The organism is Bosea beijingensis (genome assembly GCF_030758975.1).
In the GTDB taxonomy this organism is placed as follows: domain Bacteria; phylum Pseudomonadota; class Alphaproteobacteria; order Rhizobiales; family Beijerinckiaceae; genus Allobosea; species Allobosea beijingensis.
Genome location: NZ_CP132359.1, coordinates 2,890,421 through 2,906,767 on the forward strand (window position 1 = coordinate 2,890,421; position 16,347 = coordinate 2,906,767).

Sequence of the window (16,347 nt, forward strand, 5' to 3'; positions counted from 1 at the left end):
CGTGAATGCGGTGTCCTGCCGGCCCTTTCAACCGGGTCCGATCATGGCTTCCAGCACTCCCATCGTCGTCTTCGACGTCGGCAACGTCCTGCTGCGCTGGGATGCGCGGCTGATCTACCGCTCGCTGATCCCAGAATCCGAGCGGCTCGACTGGTTCATGCAGAACATCTGCACAGGCGACTGGAACCTGGAGCAGGATCGCGGCCGCTCCTGGGAGGAGGGCGTGGCGCTGTTGGTCAAGCAGCATCCGGAATGGGAGCGCGAAATCCGCGCCTTCGACGAGAGCTGGCACGACAGCGTGCCCCATGCCATCGCCGACAGCGTCGCGGTGCTGGAGGAACTGAAGGGGCAGGGCGAGCAAGTCTACGCCATCACCAATTTCTCGCGCGAGAAATGGGCGGAATGCCTGATCCGCTTCCCGTTCCTGCAGAGCTTTGACGGCGTCGTCGTCTCCGCCCATGAGCGGATGCTGAAGCCGGAGCGCGCGATCTACGAGGTGCTGCTGGACCGTTACGGTCTGACGGCCGGCGATTGCATCTTCGTCGACGATAGCGAGAAGAACGTCGTGGGGGCCCGCGCCGCTGGCATGCGGGCCGTCCATTTCGTCGAGCCCATCGACCTGCGCGCCGAACTGCGCGGCCTGGGCGTCAGGCTCTGACGGGCAGAGCCTGACTGACGAGCGCGCCTGGATTCAGGCTGCGTTCTTGATCGCGACGCTCGGCACGAGACCGGCGGCATCGACGCCGCGGGCCTCGCCGACCAGCCTGGCGCCCGCCTTGGTCGCCAGGAAATCGGCGAGGACGGCGTCTTCCTGACGCACGAAGCCCTTCGCGGGCAGCTTGCCGGCAAGGAAGAGCTCGACCATGGCGACGCAGCCGGCGGCGGTGGTGAGCTGGATCGCGCCCAGATCGTCATTGCCGTCATAGCGCAGCACGACGCTCTCTTCCTCCAGGCGGCCGTTTCGCTCGCCGACACCGGTCACGAAGATCACGACCACGTCCTTGCGGGTGAAGGGCGCAGAATGCGTCAGGATGCGGCGCAGCGTCTCGCGGTCGTCGGCGAGGTCGAGATCGCGCAGCAGCAGCTTCATGATCTCGGCATGGCCGGGATAGCGCAGCGTCTTGTAGCTCATGTTGCGCACCTTGCCGGCGAGCGTCTCGGTCAGGGTGCCGAGCCCGCCCGAGGTGTTGAAGGCCTCGTAGGCGACGCCGTCGATCATCACGCTCTCAATGCCTTCCAGCGCCGGCACCAGGGTCGGCTGGCCGTCGAAGACGATCTCGCAGGGGTTGCAGTATTCGTTGATCAGGCCGTCGACCGACCAGGTCACGTTGTAGCGTAGCGCATTGGTCGGATAGAGCGGCAGCGCGCCGACGCGCATCTTGATCGCGCGGACGCTCTCGAAGCGCGCGGCCATGTCGGCGCCGAGAATGCAGATGAAGCCGGGCGCCAGGCCGCATTGCGGGACGAGCGCGACGTCGGAGGTCTCGCCGAGCTCCTTGATATAGGCGGTGGTGGCGACGTCCTCGGTGAGGTCGAAATAATGGGTCTTGGTCTCGGCCGCGACCTTGGCGATGCCCTTGTTCAGGAAATACGGGCAGGCGCTGACGACGATGTCGCGGTCCTTCAGGAAGACGCGCAGCGCGTCGAGATTGGAAGCATCGACGGTCTCGGTGGCGAAACGGCCACCGGCCGCGTGCTTGAGCTGGGTGGCGGAGGCGTCGGCCAGGGTCACCTGATGGCCCTGCTCGGCCAGCATGCCGGCGATGATGACGCCGATCTGGCCGGCGCCGAGCACGGCAATGCGCTTCTGGATGGTCATGTCGCGATCTCCTGGTGGGTGTCGGGTCGGCCAGGAGCCTCCCCCTCGACGCGGATTATCGCCGCAAGCCGCGCGGGCTTTAACGGGCAGATCGTCGGGAGATCGCGGTATGACGCTTCAATTCGATGGGAAATGAATGAAGGCGATGGGGAACGCCGAAGGTCTCGGCAGCGCCGCCGTCAGCGCTCGAACTTGCGGGCCAGAATCACCGAGGAGGTGGTTCGGCGCACGCCTTCCATTTCGGCGATCCAGTCGATGATCGTGTCGAGGTCGCTGGAGGTCTCGCACTCGATCTTGACGCAGAGGTCGAAATGCCCGCTCAGCGTGTGGCATTGCACGATTTCCGGTCGCTTCTTCAGCGCTGCGACCACGCCACCCTGCTGCTTCATCTCCAGCTCGATCATGATCAGCGCCGAGATCGTGGTCGCCGGCCGGCTCGCCTTGCCAAGGATCGTGGTGTAGCCGGCGATCACCCCGTCGCGTTCAAGCCGGCTCAGCCGCCCCTGCGCTGTCGCCCGCGAGACGCCGAGCTGCTTGGCGATCTCGGACAGGGGCAGGCGGGCATTCTCTGTGAGAATGCGGATGAGCTCGCGGTCCTTCGCGGCGTCGGACGGCCGTGCCATGTCGTCTCCGGTGATCTGGCGGGCCGTCATATAGCAGGGAAATGCGGCTGCTCCACAAGGGACCGCATCGCTGTTGCCGCGCAGCGATGGAGAAAAAACGCGCCCGAAAAGGGACATCTTGTCGTCCGAAGCATTGTTTCGCGCGCCGGAGGGGACTTGCCTCGGAGCGCAAATCGGAGTGGCATGCCGACCGGCGGCAGCACGCTTTGCCATGGAGAACGCCATGTTCAGGACTTTCATTCTCGCATCCGCATCGGCCCTCGCTTTCGCCTCTTTCTCCGTGGCGCCAGCCTCGGCGCTGACGATGAAGGAATGCAGCGCCAAGTATCAGGACGCCAAGAAGGCCAACACGCTGAAGGGCCAGAAGTGGAATGATTTCCGCAAGGCCCAGTGCGGCGATGACGACGCCAACGATGCCGATGCCGCGGCTGCAGTGCCGGAGACCGCCGCTCCCGCGACGACGACCGCTGCCGCTCCTGCCGCCAAGCCGGCCGGCAAGGCCAAGGCCGCCGTCTTCCCGAAGGCCGTTTCGCAGAAATATTCGAACGAGAGCGCCGGCAAGGCGCGCCTGAAAACCTGCGCCGATCAGTACAATGCCAACAAGGCGGCCAATGCCAATGGCGAGCTCAAGTGGATCGAGAAGGGCGGCGGCTACTGGAGCCAGTGCAACACCAAGCTGAAGAGCTGATCTTCAGCAGGTTTCTGTTTTGGAAACGCCGCGCTGAAAGGCGCGGCGTTTCATGTTTTGGGAGCCTGTTTCAGGCTCGCTGAAAGCCCATTGTCATTCCGGACAAGCCGCGTAGCGGCGCAGATCCGGAACCCACGACTGGGTGAGGCATCCATGCCGCGTTGCCGACGGCTCACCCGGTCGTGGGTTCCGGGTTCTTCGCTACGCGCAGCCCCGGAATGACAAGCGTGGGGCCCGAAACGGCTAAGGCCACCCGTCAACACCACCTATAGCGACTGCGACGGGCGCGATCCGGGGTCCGCCGGCCGCGACGGCGATGGCGTCGTCTGCCTTTGCCCCTTGCCGATCATCTCGCCGCGGGTGCGGATGACATGGGCGGTCACCACCTCCTGAACGCGCCTTTCCGCCGCGTCGCGCACGACGTTGCGGTTGGCCGGCCGGCCGTCCTCGGTCTCGATGATCTCGATCGTGGCATTGGTCAGCGCGTCGACATCGCTCTTGCAGAACAGCATCGCGGCCTTGGCGACGACCTCGGCCTTCTCGTCGGTCAGCAGCATCGGCGCGCCCTCGCGGCCGATGCAGGCCAGCATCTTGTTTCGGATCAGGTCGCGGGTCTTCTCCAGCAGCGCCTTCTTCTCTGCCCGCGCCGCGCGCTCCTGCTCCGTCGGCTGGGGAGTCTGCGCCTGGGCGGGTGCGCCGGGCGTGACGGGGCCGCGCACATTGGCGCTCTGCTTCACGCATTCGACGAGCGCCGGCAGCATCTCGCCGGTCGAGGTCAGCGCGAAGGTGTAGCGCGCGTCATTGGCGACCAGCTCCAGATAGCGCCCTTGCCGGAAGGCGTTGATCAAGGTGGATTGCGCCGGCATGGCAATGGTGACGAGCGTCGGCGACTTGATGTTGGCGGTGACGTCGATGGTCGAGCTGCGGTCGAACACGAGCCGGAGCTTCAGCGTCTCGCCGGTCCTGAGTTTCCAGTCCGGCTTCGAGAAGCCGAGCAGCCAGGAGAATTGCGCGGTGACAGAGGTCAGCATCGTGACGCCGCTTTTATAGCGGGCGCTGACGGCGCAATGCGAGAAGGCGCCGCTCTGGTCGTTGGTGAAGGTTCCGCCCGACCAGTTGCCGACGACGATCTTGCCGAAAGGGCCGGCGGCAGCGGCCGGCAGCGACAGAAGACAGCTCAGGGCGACGATCGCGGCCCGCATCCAATTTCCTCCGTTGATATCCCACCCCAAGGCTAGATCAGGATGGCAGCCGGGGGAAACCCGCTTTTTTCAGGCCGTCTCGGGCCGGAGTGGGCGCAACAGCATCGCGAGCAGGTCGCTCTGGCTGACGAGCCCGACCAGCCGCTCCTTGTCATCGACTACGATGACGGCGTGATGGCGACCGTCGGTGAGGGCGGCGATGAGGTCGACCGCAGGCTCCTCGGGGCGCGCGATCACAGCCGGAGACATCACGTCGCGGACACGCAGTCCGGGCAGGGTCAGTTCGCGCAGGCCGACCGTGCCGAGCAGCCGGTTCTCGCGGTCGACCACGGGCAGGGTCCGCACGCCATGGTCCAGCAGCAGGCGGCGGGCGGTCTCGATATCGTCGTGCTGATCGACCCGGATGAGGTCGCGCGACATGATGTCGGCGCAGCGCGGCAGATCGCTTGCGGGCGAGCGCGTGCAACTCGACGCGCCGCAGCAGCCGGTCGAGATCCTCGCGATCGATGTCGAAGGCCTCGCCGACATCGCGCAGCGCGGCGTCGATATCGGCTTCGGTGAAACCGACGCGCTGCGCCGAAGGCGGGTCCTTCGTGCCATGGCTGTTCGCCGGGATCTGCGCGCGATGCGGATAGCTGTGGCTGGAAAAACGATGGAAGGCGATGCCGAGCAGGGTCAGCACCAGCGCATTGAGCCCGACCGGAACGAAGGCGAAGCCGAGCCCATAGGTCGCGACGGCCGGCCCGCCGAGCGCGGCGGTCAGCGCCGCGGCCCCGCCCGGCGGATGCAGGCAGCGCAAGAGCGACATCGCCGCGATCGCGAGTGCGACCGCGCATCCGGCCGCGACCGCGGGCTCCGGCACGTAGCGGCTGACGAGGAGGCCGATCAGGGCGGAGACGGTGTTGCCGCCGACGATCGGCCAGGGCTGCGCCAGCGGGCTCGACGGGATCGCGAAGAGCAGCAGGGCTGACGCACCCATCGGTGCCACGAGAAGCGGCAGATGCGGATCGTTGCCGAGCATCAGGCCGCAGATCAGCCCGGTCGCGCCGACGCAGACGAGCGCGCCGAGGCACGCAACCAAACGATCGCGCCAGGTCGCGCCGGCCAGGATGGGCACGAAGAGCCGGAAGCGCGAACGGCGACTTGCCGGAGAAGGAGGAGAAACGGAACTCATCACGGCCGATTGGGCTGCTCAACTCTATGGCAGGCTCAATAGGCGGATCGCACTTGGCGGGGCAACGCTATTCTGCTGGGAAACCGGCCGCTTTTCTGCAGAAGGCAGAAACGTCTTTTCGAGCAGTGCAATTGGGGAATTTCGATCTAGCGAAGTCGCCCGGCCTGAACGGCCGGGCGACCTTGAGTGAAATCAATCGACGACGCGCACGGCGCCCTTGGCGGCGCTCGTCGTCGTCGCGGCATAGGCCTTCAGCGCGGTCGTGACCTTGCGCTTGCGCGGCGCGGCCGGCTTCCACGCATCCTTGCCCTTCGCTTCCATCGCGGCGCGGCGACGCGCCAGCTCCTCGTCGGAAACCTCGAGCGTGATGCTGCGATTGGGGATGTCGATCGCGATGACGTCGCCGCTTTCGACCAGGCCGATCGTGCCGCCTTCCGCCGCTTCCGGCGAGACATGGCCGATCGAGAGGCCCGACGAGCCGCCCGAGAAGCGCCCGTCCGTGATGAGCGCGCAGGCTTTGCCGAGGCCCTTCGACTTCAGGTAGCTCGTCGGATAGAGCATTTCCTGCATGCCCGGCCCGCCGCGCGGCCCCTCATACCGGATCAGCACGATATCGCCTGGCGCGACCTTGCGATTGAGGATGCCCTCGACCGCCGCGTCCTGGCTCTCGAAGATCACGGCCGGACCCGAGAACTTGAGGATCGAGGCATCGACGCCCGCCGTCTTCACGATGCAGCCGTCGAGCGCGATGTTGCCGAACAGCACGGCGAGGCCGCCGTCTTTCGAGTAAGCATGCTCGGCGCTGCGGATCACGCCCTTCTCGCGATCGGCATCGAGTTCGGCGAAGCGCCGGTCCTGGCTGAAGGCGGTCTGCGTCGGCACGCCGCCCGGCGCTGCGCTATAGAAGGAGCGCACCGCCTCGCTCTGGGTCTGGGTGATGTCCCAGCGCGCCAAGGCGTCCGCCATCGTCGCGCTGTGAACGGTCGGCAATGAGGTGTCGATCAGCCCGGCGCGGTCGAGTTCGCCGAGGATCGCCATGATGCCGCCGGCGCGATGGACGTCCTCCATATGCACGTCGGCGACGGCCGGCGCGACCTTGCACAGCACCGGCACGCGGCGCGACAGCCGGTCGATATCGGCCATGGTGAAGTCGATCTCGGCCTCATGCGCCGCCGCCAGCAGGTGCAGCACCGTGTTGGTCGAGCCGCCCATGGCGATATCGAGCGTCATCGCGTTCTCGAAGGCCTTGAACGAGCCGACTTGGCGCGGGAGCACGCTCTCGTCGTCCTGCTCGTAATAGCGGCGGGCGAGATCGACGATCAGGTGGCCGGCCTCTACGAAGAGGCGCTTGCGGTCTGCATGGGTGGCGAGCGTCGAGCCGTTGCCCGGCAGCGCGAGGCCGAGCGCCTCTGTCAGGCAGTTCATCGAATTTGCCGTGAACATGCCCGAGCAGGAGCCGCAGGTCGGGCAGGCGGAGCGCTCGATCACGTCGACCTGCTCATCCGTATATTTGTCGTCGGCGGCGGCGATCATCGCGTCGACGAGGTCGACCTTCTTCAGCACGCCTTCGGCGATGTACTTGCCGGCCTCCATCGGCCCACCCGAGACAAAGACGGTCGGGATGTTCAGGCGCATCGAGGCCATCAGCATGCCCGGCGTGATCTTGTCGCAATTCGAGATGCAGACCATCGCGTCGGCGCAATGCGCGTTGACCATGTATTCGACGCTGTCGGCGATAAGCTCGCGCGAGGGCAGGCTGTAGAGCATGCCGTCATGGCCCATCGCGATGCCGTCATCGACCGCGATCGTGTTGAACTCCTTGGCGACGCCGCCGGCCTTCTCGATCTCGCGCGCTACGAGCTGGCCAAGATCCTGGAGATGGACATGGCCCGGCACGAACTGGGTGAAGGAGTTCACCACCGCGATGATCGGCTTGCCGAAATCGCTGTCCTTCATGCCGGTGGCGCGCCACAGGCCGCGGGCGCCGGCCATGTTGCGGCCATGGGTGGAGGTGGCGGATCTCAAGCGAGGCATTGCTAAGCGTCTCCGGTCTCGGGCTCGAAATGTCCCGTTGGCGATACGCTATCGCCCACGCGCCCTGCGACAAAATTGAATTCTTCGATTTCCATGATCGGCGCCACGCATGGCGGCTCCTGGCCCTGCCTAGAGGACAGATGGTTTCCGAATTGCCATAACGGCTCCTGCTCGATGGTTATGAGGTGAGGACGCCGCGCCATGCTGCGCAATATCGACGTGGATCTGCTGCGCAGCTTCGTCACGGTCGCGGAGCTCAGGAGCTTCACGCGCGCGGCCGCCGCGCTGTTCCGCAGCCAGTCGACGGTCAGCACCCAGATCCGCCGACTGGAGGAACTGGCCGGCCAGACCCTGCTGCAACGCTCACCCCACGAGGTTCTTCTCACGCGCGCGGGCGAACAATTCTTGGGCTATGCCCGCCGCATTGTCGCGCTGCATGACGAGGCGCTCGACGTCATCAATGCGCAAAGCGTCAGTGGCCGGGTCCGGCTCGCGGTGATGGACGACTATGCCACCATCGTCCTGCCGGAGACGCTGGCGCGCTTCGCCCGCTCGCACCCGGATGTCGAGCTGGAAGTGACGACCGGCTTCACCCGCGATCTCCTGAACAGCCTCGGCGAGGAGTTCGACCTCGTGCTCGCGACCCAGAAGGCCGGGGACGGGCGCGGCGAGGTCCTGCGCAAGGAGCAGACAGCCTGGGCCTGCTCGGATCGCACCGCCTTCTCTGTGGAGGAGCCGTTGCAGCTCGCATTGCTGAAGGCGCCCAACATGTTTCGCGAATGGGCACTCGAGTCATTGAACGAAGCGGGCCTGCGCTGGCGCATCCTGTTCTCGTCGTCGAGCATCGGTGCCGTCGAGGCGATGGCGGCATCCGGAGTTGCGCTGACGGTGGTGAAGGCTGGGACGGCCCGCCCCGGCCTTCAGTTGCTGGGCGCCGAGCATGGCTTGCCGGCGCTGCCGTCCTCCGAGATCGCGCTGCATCTGGCGCCGGGGCGTGCATCGGCTGCTGTCGCGGCGCTGAGCACCTTCCTGGCGGAAGCCTTGAGCGACGCCGTGCCTCTGCCCTGAGGCCGCGTTTCGGGGCTTTTCTTCCGGCCTTGGAGCAGGGTGGTTTTGGGGAGCATGTGAAAGGGCCCCGGAAATTGCTCCGACAGCAGCCCATTCGAAGCCTCGGACTTATCCTTTCGTCTTAAGCCTCTGGATTTATTGCAGAACTCATTTTTGTCGAAAAACTTTCAAAAAGCGCGTTGACAGGAGAAAGGGGTCCCGCCTATAAACCGGCCATCGAGACGGCGCCGCCGCTGAGCGGCATCAGGCTGCCTCCCTCTTGCGCTCGGTCAGCTTCTCGATCTTCTTCTCGTTGATCGTGCTCTTGATGATGCGGTCGACATAGATGCCGGGGGTATGGATCGCCTCGGGATCGAGCGAGCCGACCGGGACGATCTCCTCGACCTCGGCCACGGTCACCTTGCCGGCGGTCGCCATGTTCGGATTGAAGTTCCGCGCGGTCTTCCGATAGACGAGATTGCCGGCGGTATCGGCCTTCCAGGCCTTGACGATGGCGACATCGGCGCGCAGCCAGGTCTCGCGGACATAAAGCTGGCCCTCGAATTCCTCGACCGGCTTGCCCTCGGCGACGACCGTGCCGACGCCAGTCTTGGTGTAGAAAGCCGGGATGCCCGCGCCGCCGGCGCGGATGCGCTCGGCCAGCGTGCCCTGCGGGTTCAGTTCCAGCTCCAGCTCGCCGGCTAGGTATTGCTGCTCGAACAGCTTGTTCTCGCCGACATAGGACGCGATCATCTTCTTGATCTGGCGGCTCTGCAGCAGCATCCACAGGCCGAAGCCGTCGGCGCCGGCATTGTTCGAGATCACCGTGATGTTCTTCACGCCGGAATCGCGGATCTGCGGGATCAGGCTCTCGGGGTTGCCCGACAGGCCGAAGCCGCCGGACATGATCGTCATCCCGTCGAAGAGCAGCCCTTCGAGCGCGGCCGCCGGGCCGTCATAGATCTTTCCTGTCATCATTCCTCCAGGGCGCGGCCCGCTGCCGCGACATGCGTTCTCGCCGGGACGAGGTAGGCAGCCCGGTTGTTCCGGCGCGATCAGAATACGATCGCCGGGGAATGTCCATGGCCGCGGTGACTTGTTCCGCAAATCAGTCGGGCCGGCCTACTGGTGGAAGGTCCAGAGCAGGCTTTCGCTGAGTTCCTTGAGGGCTTCCACCGCGTCCGGCCGCTCGCGCGCGACGGCGGCGATCAGGGCATCCGCCAGCGCGAAGACCGCGGTCGGCGAGTTTGGCAGCAGCCGGCTGCGGGCCGGGGCGAACAACGTGACATCGGCGACGGGGGCGAGCGGCGAGGTCGGGCTGTCGGTTAGGGCGAGCAGCGAGGCGCCCCGCTTTTTGGCGAAACTCGCGAGGTCGAGCGTGGCGCGGGAATAGCGCGGCACCGAGATCGCGACGATGAGATCGTCGGGCCTTGCCGACATCATGTGGCGGATGGCGCGCTCCGGACCGGTGCGCGAGGAGGCGAAGGTCACGTCGGCATCGAGATAGAGCGCGAGCCCATCCTCCAGGAAGGAGGCGACGTGGTGGCACGCGCCGGAAGCGGCGATGAAGACGCGCGGTGCCTTCAGCAGCAATTCGACGGCCTTGGTCACGGAGGCTTCGTCGAGCCCGTCGCGGGCAGCCTGGAGATTGGCGTTCTGGTCGGCGAGCGCGGCGGTGAAGGTCGCGAAGGTCGAGCCGGCGGCGGAGCGGGCGCCGGCGAAGCTGTCGACCGGGTCATGGGCGAACTTCAGGGCGGCGGAAAGCGCTCCGCGGAACTCGCCATAGCCGCCGTAGCCGAGTGCCCGGACGAAGCGCGTGACCGTCGCGTTGGAGGTACCGCTACCCTCCGCCAATCCCTCGATCGTCATGGTGGCCACGTCAAGCGGGTGCTGCAGCACGAAATCGGCGGCGCGGCGATGGCCGTTGCTCAGCGACGGGTAGATCTGGGCGATCCGATTGGAAAGATCCGTCGTCGGCTTCAGGCCCTGTGACATGCGCGGCTACCCGATTGACGTTCGAAAATTTTCATGTTTGCTACTAGACGAAAATAAAACTGTCAAAAGCGGTTTCAACCGGGAGCGGACCTGATCATGCGTAAACCCCTATTCCTCGCGGCTTTCGCGGCCGCCTGCCTTGCCGGCACGGCCGTCTCGGCGCAGACGCTGCGCATCGCTCTGTCATCCGAGCCGACCGCCGTCGATCCGCATTACCACGACCTCACCCCCAACAATGCGCTGGCCCAGCATATCTTCGACTCTCTGGTGCGCCAGGACGAGCAGCAGAAGCTGCATCCGAACCTCGCCATGTCCTGGGAGAACGACGGCAAGAACCGCTGGACCTTCAAGCTGCGCGACGGCGTGAAGTTCACCAACGGCAAGCCCTTCACCGCCGAGGACGTGGTCTTCACCTTCTGCCGCACGCTGAAGAACGAGACCAAGGTCTCGGATTCCTTCGCCGACATCACCGGCAATTTCGCCTCGGTCGAGACGCCGGATGCGCAGACGCTGGTGATCAACACGAAGGAGCCAGAGCCTCTGCTGCCGAACCTGCTCTCGGGGCTCAGCATTCTCTCGGCCTCGGTCGTCGAGCATGGCCCGATCAGCTACGACATCGCCAAGAATTGCGGCGTCACCGGCCCCTGGCCGACCGTAACCGGCTTCAATGACGGCACCCTCGCCGTCGGTACCGGCCCCTACAAGCTCAAGTCCTATGTGCGGGGCTCCGCGATCGAGCTCGAGCGCAACCCGACCTATTGGGGCAAGGCAGAGCCTTGGGCGACCGTGCGCTTCCTGCCGGTGACCAATGCCGGCCCGCGCCTCGCCGGGCTGCTCGCCGGCGATTACGACGTGATCGAGAACCCGGCCGCGCGCGATCTCGGCCGGATCAAGGACGACAAGCGCTTCGGCCATGTCATCACCCCCTCGACCCGCGTCGTCTATTTCCAGCTCGACGTCGCCCGCGACCAGAGCCCCTTCGTCAAGTCCGAGGATGGCAAGAACCCGCTGAAGGACCTGCGCGTCCGCAAGGCGATGTCGCTCGCCATCGACCGCGATGCCATCGTCAAGCGCATCATGGACGGCGCGGCGGAGCCGGCCTACCAGTACCTGCCGACCGGCATGTTCGGCACGCAGCCCAATCCACCGAAGCTGGCCTATGATCCGGCGCAGGCGAAGAAGCTGCTGGCCGAGGCCGGCTATGGCAAGGGCTTCCAGGTCACGCTCTCGACCACCAATGACCGCTATATCAACGACAGCCAGATCACCCAGGCCGTCGCGCAGTACCTGACCCAGGTCGGCATCAAGGCCGAGGTCGATGCGATGACCCGCGCGATCTATTTCCCGCGCCGCGCCAAGAAGGAATTCTCCGTCGCGATCGGCGGCTGGGGCTCCGGCACCGGCGAGGCGGCTTCCTTCCTGCGCCAGTGGCCGCCGACCCCGAACGAGGCCAAGACGATCGGCGGCTCGAACTATGGCGGCTACAAGAACGACCAGTTCGACAAGGTGATCCGCGAGGCGATCTCGACGCTCGACGACAACAAGCGTTCGCAGCTCCTGCAGGAAGCCGGCAAGATCGTCGTCGACGATTACGCCTTCATCCCGCTGCACTTCGAGAGCGGCATCTGGGCCTTCAAGTCCGAGCTCGACGTCAAGGGCCGCGCCGACCAGTTCATGCTGGCGATGTCGGTGAAGCCGAAAGCCAAGTAAGCCGCCGGCCGACAGGCCATCGACAAGCCGGGCCGCCTCTCGCAAGGCGGCCCGCGAACCATCGAGCGGAGCCGGTCGAGCATCATGACCGCCTATGTCCTGCAGCGACTGATCCAGAGCGTGCTCGTGCTGCTCGCGGTCTCGGTCGTGGTGTTCTTCGCCGTCTACGGCATCGGCGATCCCGTCGAATTGCTCGTCTCGCCCTCGGCCAGCGCGGCCGAGCGCGAGGCGCTGGTCCGGAGGCTCGGCCTCGACCTGCCTGTCTGGCAGCAATATTTCGTTTTCATGGGCAATGCGCTCAAGGGCGATCTCGGCCGCTCCTTCGTCCATGGCGTGCCGGCGATCGAGCTCATCCTCGGCCGCCTGCCGGCGACCTTCGAGCTCGTCCTGCTCTCGATGACGCTCGCCATCGTCACCGGCGTGCCGATTGGCCTCTATGCCGGGCTCGATCCGGACAGCCGGCCTTCGCGCATCATCATGGGCGGAACCATCCTCGGCTTTTCGCTGCCGAGCTTCTGGAAGGGCATGATGCTGATCCTGCTCTTCGCGGTGGTCCTGCGCTGGCTGCCGACGGCGGGGCGCGGTGAAACCGTTTCGCTCTTCGGCATCCAGACCAGCCTGCTGACCTGGGACGGGCTCACCCATCTCGCCCTGCCGGCGATCAACCTCGCCATTCCCCAGATCGCGCTGATGATCCGCCTCGTCGCGGCCGGTACGAGCGAGGCGATGACGCAGGATTATGTCAAATACGCCCGCGCCAAGGGCGTGAAGCCGCGCCGCGTCGTCGGCCGGCATGTGCTGCGCAACATCCTGATCCCGGTCGTCACCGTGGTCGGCATCGAATTCGGCAGCCTCGTCGCCTTCTCGACAATTACCGAGACGGTGTTCGCCTGGCCGGGCATGGGCAAGCTCCTGATCGACTCGGTCTACCAGCTCGATCGGCCGGTGGTCGTCGCCTATGTGCTGTTGGCGACGCTGCTCTTCGTCACCGTCAATTTCCTCGTCGACATCCTCTATGCCGCGCTCGACCCGCGCGTGAAGCTGACGGGAGAGATGGCATGAGCGCTCCCGCGAAAGCCCCGGCTGTCCCGGCCTATGCCGACACACCGCTGCGCGAAAAGGTGCTGCGCCGCATCCGCAACCGGCCGACGACACGCGGGGCCGCGATCCTGCTCGGCATCATGGTCGCGCTCGCCCTGCTTGCGCCCGTCATCGCACCGCAGAATCCGCATGACCTCGCCGCGCTTAGCGTAATGGACAACCGCCTGCCGCCGGGCGAGGCCGGCATGAACGGCCTGACCTACTGGCTCGGCACGGATTCGCAAGGCCGCGACATGTTGAGCGCGATCCTCTACGGGTTGCGCACCAGCCTGATGGTGGGTCTCACCGCGACGCTGGGCGCGCTGTTCATCGGCATCTCGGCCGGGCTAGTGGCGGCGCAGTTCGGTGGCGTTGTTGACGCGGTGATCATGCGCGTCGTCGACTTCATGCTCGGCTTTCCCTCGATCCTGATCGCGCTCGTGCTGCTCGCTTCGATCGGGCGCGGCGTCGACAAGGTCATCCTCGCCATCATCCTCGTGCAATGGGCGCAATATGCCCGGCTGATGCGTGCTTCCGCGCTGGTCGAGCGGCGCAAGGAATATATCGAGGCGGCCCTGAATTTCGGCCTGCCGACCCGGCACATCATGATCGCGCATCTGCTGCCGAATTCGGTTGGTTCGGTGCTGGTCGTGGCCTCGATCAGCATCGCCGGCGCGATCACGCTGGAGGCGACGCTGTCCTTCCTCGGCGTCGGCGTGCCGGTGACGCAACCCTCGCTCGGCCTGCTCATCGCCAACGGCTTCGAGTTCCTGCTTTCCGGCGAATACTGGATCGCGGTCTTCCCCGGCATCGCGCTGGTGCTGCTGATCGGCTCGCTCAACCTCGTCGGCGACCGGCTGCGCCGCAGCTTCAACGTGCGCTCATGAGTGATCCCCTGCTTGAAGTCCGCGGTCTGCGGACCGTCTTCCACGCGCTCGACGGCGCCTGGCCTGCCGTCGATGGCGTCGATCTCAGTGTCTCGCGCGGCGAGGTTCTGGGGCTGGTCGGCGAGTCCGGCTCCGGCAAGTCCGTGACCGGCTTCTCGCTGGTGCGCCTGATCGATCCGCCAGGCGAGATCGTGGCGGGCACGATCAGCTTCGGCGGCGAAGACCTGCGCGCCGCTTCGGAGGAGCGCCTGCGCGACCTGCGCGGCGACCGCATCGCCATGATCTTTCAGGACCCGCTGATGACGCTGAACCCGGTGCTCAGCATCGGCGAGCAGATGAGCGAAGCGATCCTGGAGCATCGCGACTGCAGCCGCGCGGAAGCGCTCAGTGAAGCCGCCAAGGCGCTCGCCCGCGTCGGCATTTCCTCCCCCGAAGCGCGGCTCAAGCAGTTCCCGCACGAGTTCTCCGGCGGCATGCGCCAGCGCGTCGCGATCGCGACCGCGCTGCTCAACGCACCCGATCTGATCATCGCGGACGAGCCGACGACGGCGCTCGACGTCACCATCCAGAGCCAGATCCTGTTCGAGGTGCAGAAGCTCGCCCGCGAGACCGGCACCGCGGTGCTCTGGATCACGCATGATCTCGCTGTCGTGGCCGAGCTCGCCGACCGGGTGGCGGTGATGTATGCCGGCCGCGTCGTCGAGATCGGGCCGGTCGACGCCGTGCTCGATGCACCGCGCCATCCCTATACGCTCGGCCTGCTCAATTCCTCGGCGGCCAATGTTCTGCCTGGCGAACGCCTGAACCAGATCGACGGCGTCGCCCCGCGCATCGACGCCCGCCCGAGCGGCTGCCCGTTCCGCCCGCGCTGCCCGCGCGTCCAGCCGGTCTGCGCCGAGCGCGACCCCGAGACGGTGGACGAGGGCGCCCGCAGCTTCCGCTGCCATAATCCGGTGCCGGTGGGAGAAGCGGCATGAGTGCTTCGACGACCGCCCATACCGGTGCCCCGATCATCGAGCTCAAGGGCATCACCAAGCATTTCCGCCGCAAGCCGACGCTGGCGGAACGCATCCTGATGGCGACCGGGCGGGGCAAGGCGCCGCCGGTGCTGCGCGCCGTCGACGGCATCGATCTCAGCGTCAAGCGCGGGGAAGTGCTCGGCCTCGTCGGCGAATCCGGTTGCGGCAAGTCCACGCTCGCCCGCGTCGTCACCGGCATCCTGAAGCCGACGACCGGCGAGGTGGTTTACGAGCAGCGGCCGGTCGCGGGTCTGAAGGGCAAGGAACGGCTCGATTTCCTGCTGAAGGTCCAGATGATCTTCCAGGACCCCTACGCCTCACTCGACCCTCGCATGAAGGTCAGCCGTATCGTCGGTGAGGCGCTCAGCGTCCACAAGCTCCTGCCCAAGGCGGAGATCGATGGTGCGGTCGACCAGGCGCTGAGCGAGGTCGGGCTCGATCTCGCCTATCGCGAGCGCTATCCGCACCAGTTCTCGGGCGGTCAGCGCCAGCGCATCGGCATTGCCCGGGCGCTTGCCGTGAAGCCGGACTTCCTGGTCTGCGACGAGCCGGTCTCGGCGCTCGACGTCTCGATCCAGGCGCAGGTCATCAACCTGTTCATGGATGTGCGCGCGCGCCATGGCCTGACCTATCTCTTCGTCAGCCACGATCTCGGTCTCGTCCGCCATATCAGCGACCGCGTCGCGATCATGTATCTCGGCCGTATCGTCGAGGTCGGCACGGCGGCGGAGATTTTTGCCGAGCCGGCGCATCCCTATAGCGCGGCGCTGATCGCGGCGATTCCCTCGGCAGCACGGCGCAAGCGCGCCTTCCAGCCGCTCAAGGGCGAATTGCCCTCGCCATTGGCGCCGCCGCCCGGCTGCCCGTTCCATCCGCGCTGCGAGCAGGCGATGCCGGTCTGTCGCGAGGTTCGGCCTGTTCTCACCGAGATCGCGCCGGGGCGCAGCGCCGCCTGCCATCTGCACACCAGCATCGGACCGAAAAGTGGAATCCACTTTTCGGAAAAATCCGATGCGATTCCAATAGAATAGGCCATCGTTGTCGCGTCCGATCGGACGCGCGATGATCT

The 16,347-nt window shown here is 66.0% G+C and carries 14 protein-coding genes and 1 pseudogene; 8 read left to right on the forward strand and 7 right to left on the reverse strand.

All coding sequences use genetic code 11. The annotated features are described in order from the left end of the window. The first annotated feature begins 43 nt into the window (after positions 1-43). Entirely contained in the window at positions 44-658 is a 615-nt protein-coding gene (locus tag Q9235_RS13880) for an HAD family hydrolase (protein ID WP_306222363.1), read from the forward strand. A 33-nt stretch (positions 659-691) separates the two neighbouring features. Here the strand turns inward: Q9235_RS13880 and Q9235_RS13885 are convergent, their stop codons facing one another. After that, positions 692-1,819 carry a saccharopine dehydrogenase family protein gene (locus Q9235_RS13885; protein ID WP_306222364.1) on the reverse strand — a complete coding sequence of 376 codons (1,128 nt, stop codon included), beginning with the start codon at positions 1,817-1,819 and terminating at the stop codon, positions 692-694. A 179-nt stretch (positions 1,820-1,998) separates the two neighbouring features. Beyond that, positions 1,999-2,442 (reverse strand): Lrp/AsnC family transcriptional regulator, encoded by a 444-nt coding sequence (locus Q9235_RS13890; RefSeq protein WP_306222365.1) that lies wholly within the window; start codon positions 2,440-2,442, stop codon positions 1,999-2,001. A gap of 223 nt (positions 2,443-2,665) precedes the next feature. Here Q9235_RS13890 and Q9235_RS13895 point away from each other — a divergent pair, with 223 nt between their 5' ends. Further along, positions 2,666-3,130: a hypothetical protein gene (locus Q9235_RS13895; protein ID WP_306222366.1), complete on the forward strand. Its 465-nt coding sequence runs from the start codon at positions 2,666-2,668 to the stop codon at positions 3,128-3,130. Between the two features lie 266 nt (positions 3,131-3,396). Here the strand turns inward: Q9235_RS13895 and Q9235_RS13900 are convergent, their stop codons facing one another. From Q9235_RS13900 to ilvD, 3 genes and pseudogenes are all read right to left on the reverse strand, one after another. Further along, on the reverse strand, positions 3,397-4,332 hold the full coding sequence (locus Q9235_RS13900) for a hypothetical protein (protein ID WP_306222367.1): 936 nt from the start codon (positions 4,330-4,332) through the stop codon (positions 3,397-3,399). A 69-nt stretch (positions 4,333-4,401) separates the two neighbouring features. After that, positions 4,402-5,509 (reverse strand): annotated as a pseudogene (locus Q9235_RS13905) (HPP family protein). Between the two features lie 189 nt (positions 5,510-5,698). After that, complete coding sequence (gene ilvD / locus Q9235_RS13910) at positions 5,699-7,540, reverse strand: dihydroxy-acid dehydratase (RefSeq protein ID WP_306222368.1); 1,842 nt, start codon at positions 7,538-7,540, stop codon at positions 5,699-5,701. A gap of 201 nt (positions 7,541-7,741) precedes the next feature. Here ilvD and Q9235_RS13915 point away from each other — a divergent pair, with 201 nt between their 5' ends. Then, on the forward strand, positions 7,742-8,608 hold the full coding sequence (locus Q9235_RS13915; protein ID WP_306222369.1) for a LysR substrate-binding domain-containing protein: 867 nt from the start codon (positions 7,742-7,744) through the stop codon (positions 8,606-8,608). A gap of 243 nt (positions 8,609-8,851) precedes the next feature. Here the strand turns inward: Q9235_RS13915 and Q9235_RS13920 are convergent, their stop codons facing one another. Next, on the reverse strand, positions 8,852-9,562 hold the full coding sequence (locus Q9235_RS13920) for a CoA transferase subunit A (RefSeq protein ID WP_306228264.1): 711 nt from the start codon (positions 9,560-9,562) through the stop codon (positions 8,852-8,854). A gap of 147 nt (positions 9,563-9,709) precedes the next feature. Then, positions 9,710-10,582 (reverse strand): MurR/RpiR family transcriptional regulator, encoded by an 873-nt coding sequence (locus tag Q9235_RS13925; RefSeq protein WP_306222370.1) that lies wholly within the window; start codon positions 10,580-10,582, stop codon positions 9,710-9,712. Positions 10,583-10,678: 96 nt separating this feature from the next. Between Q9235_RS13925 and Q9235_RS13930 the strand changes: the two genes are divergently transcribed. The 5 genes from Q9235_RS13930 (at position 10,679) to Q9235_RS13950 (ending at position 16,309) form a co-directional block, all read left to right on the forward strand. Continuing rightward, entirely contained in the window at positions 10,679-12,292 is a 1,614-nt protein-coding gene (locus tag Q9235_RS13930; protein ID WP_306222371.1) for an ABC transporter substrate-binding protein, read from the forward strand. 84 nt (positions 12,293-12,376) lie between these two features. After that, positions 12,377-13,354, forward strand: coding sequence for an ABC transporter permease (locus tag Q9235_RS13935; protein WP_306222372.1), 978 nt, complete (start codon positions 12,377-12,379; stop codon positions 13,352-13,354). Continuing rightward, entirely contained in the window at positions 13,351-14,259 is a 909-nt protein-coding gene (locus Q9235_RS13940) for an ABC transporter permease (RefSeq protein WP_306222373.1), read from the forward strand. The genes Q9235_RS13935 and Q9235_RS13940 overlap by 4 nt, the downstream gene beginning before the upstream one ends. Continuing rightward, positions 14,256-15,236 (forward strand): ABC transporter ATP-binding protein, encoded by a 981-nt coding sequence (locus Q9235_RS13945; RefSeq protein ID WP_306222374.1) that lies wholly within the window; start codon positions 14,256-14,258, stop codon positions 15,234-15,236. The genes Q9235_RS13940 and Q9235_RS13945 overlap by 4 nt, the downstream gene beginning before the upstream one ends. Next, positions 15,233-16,309: an ABC transporter ATP-binding protein gene (locus Q9235_RS13950; RefSeq protein WP_306222375.1), complete on the forward strand. Its 1,077-nt coding sequence runs from the start codon at positions 15,233-15,235 to the stop codon at positions 16,307-16,309. Before Q9235_RS13945 ends, Q9235_RS13950 begins: the two co-directional genes overlap by 4 nt. Positions 16,310-16,347: the final 38 nt, after the last annotated feature.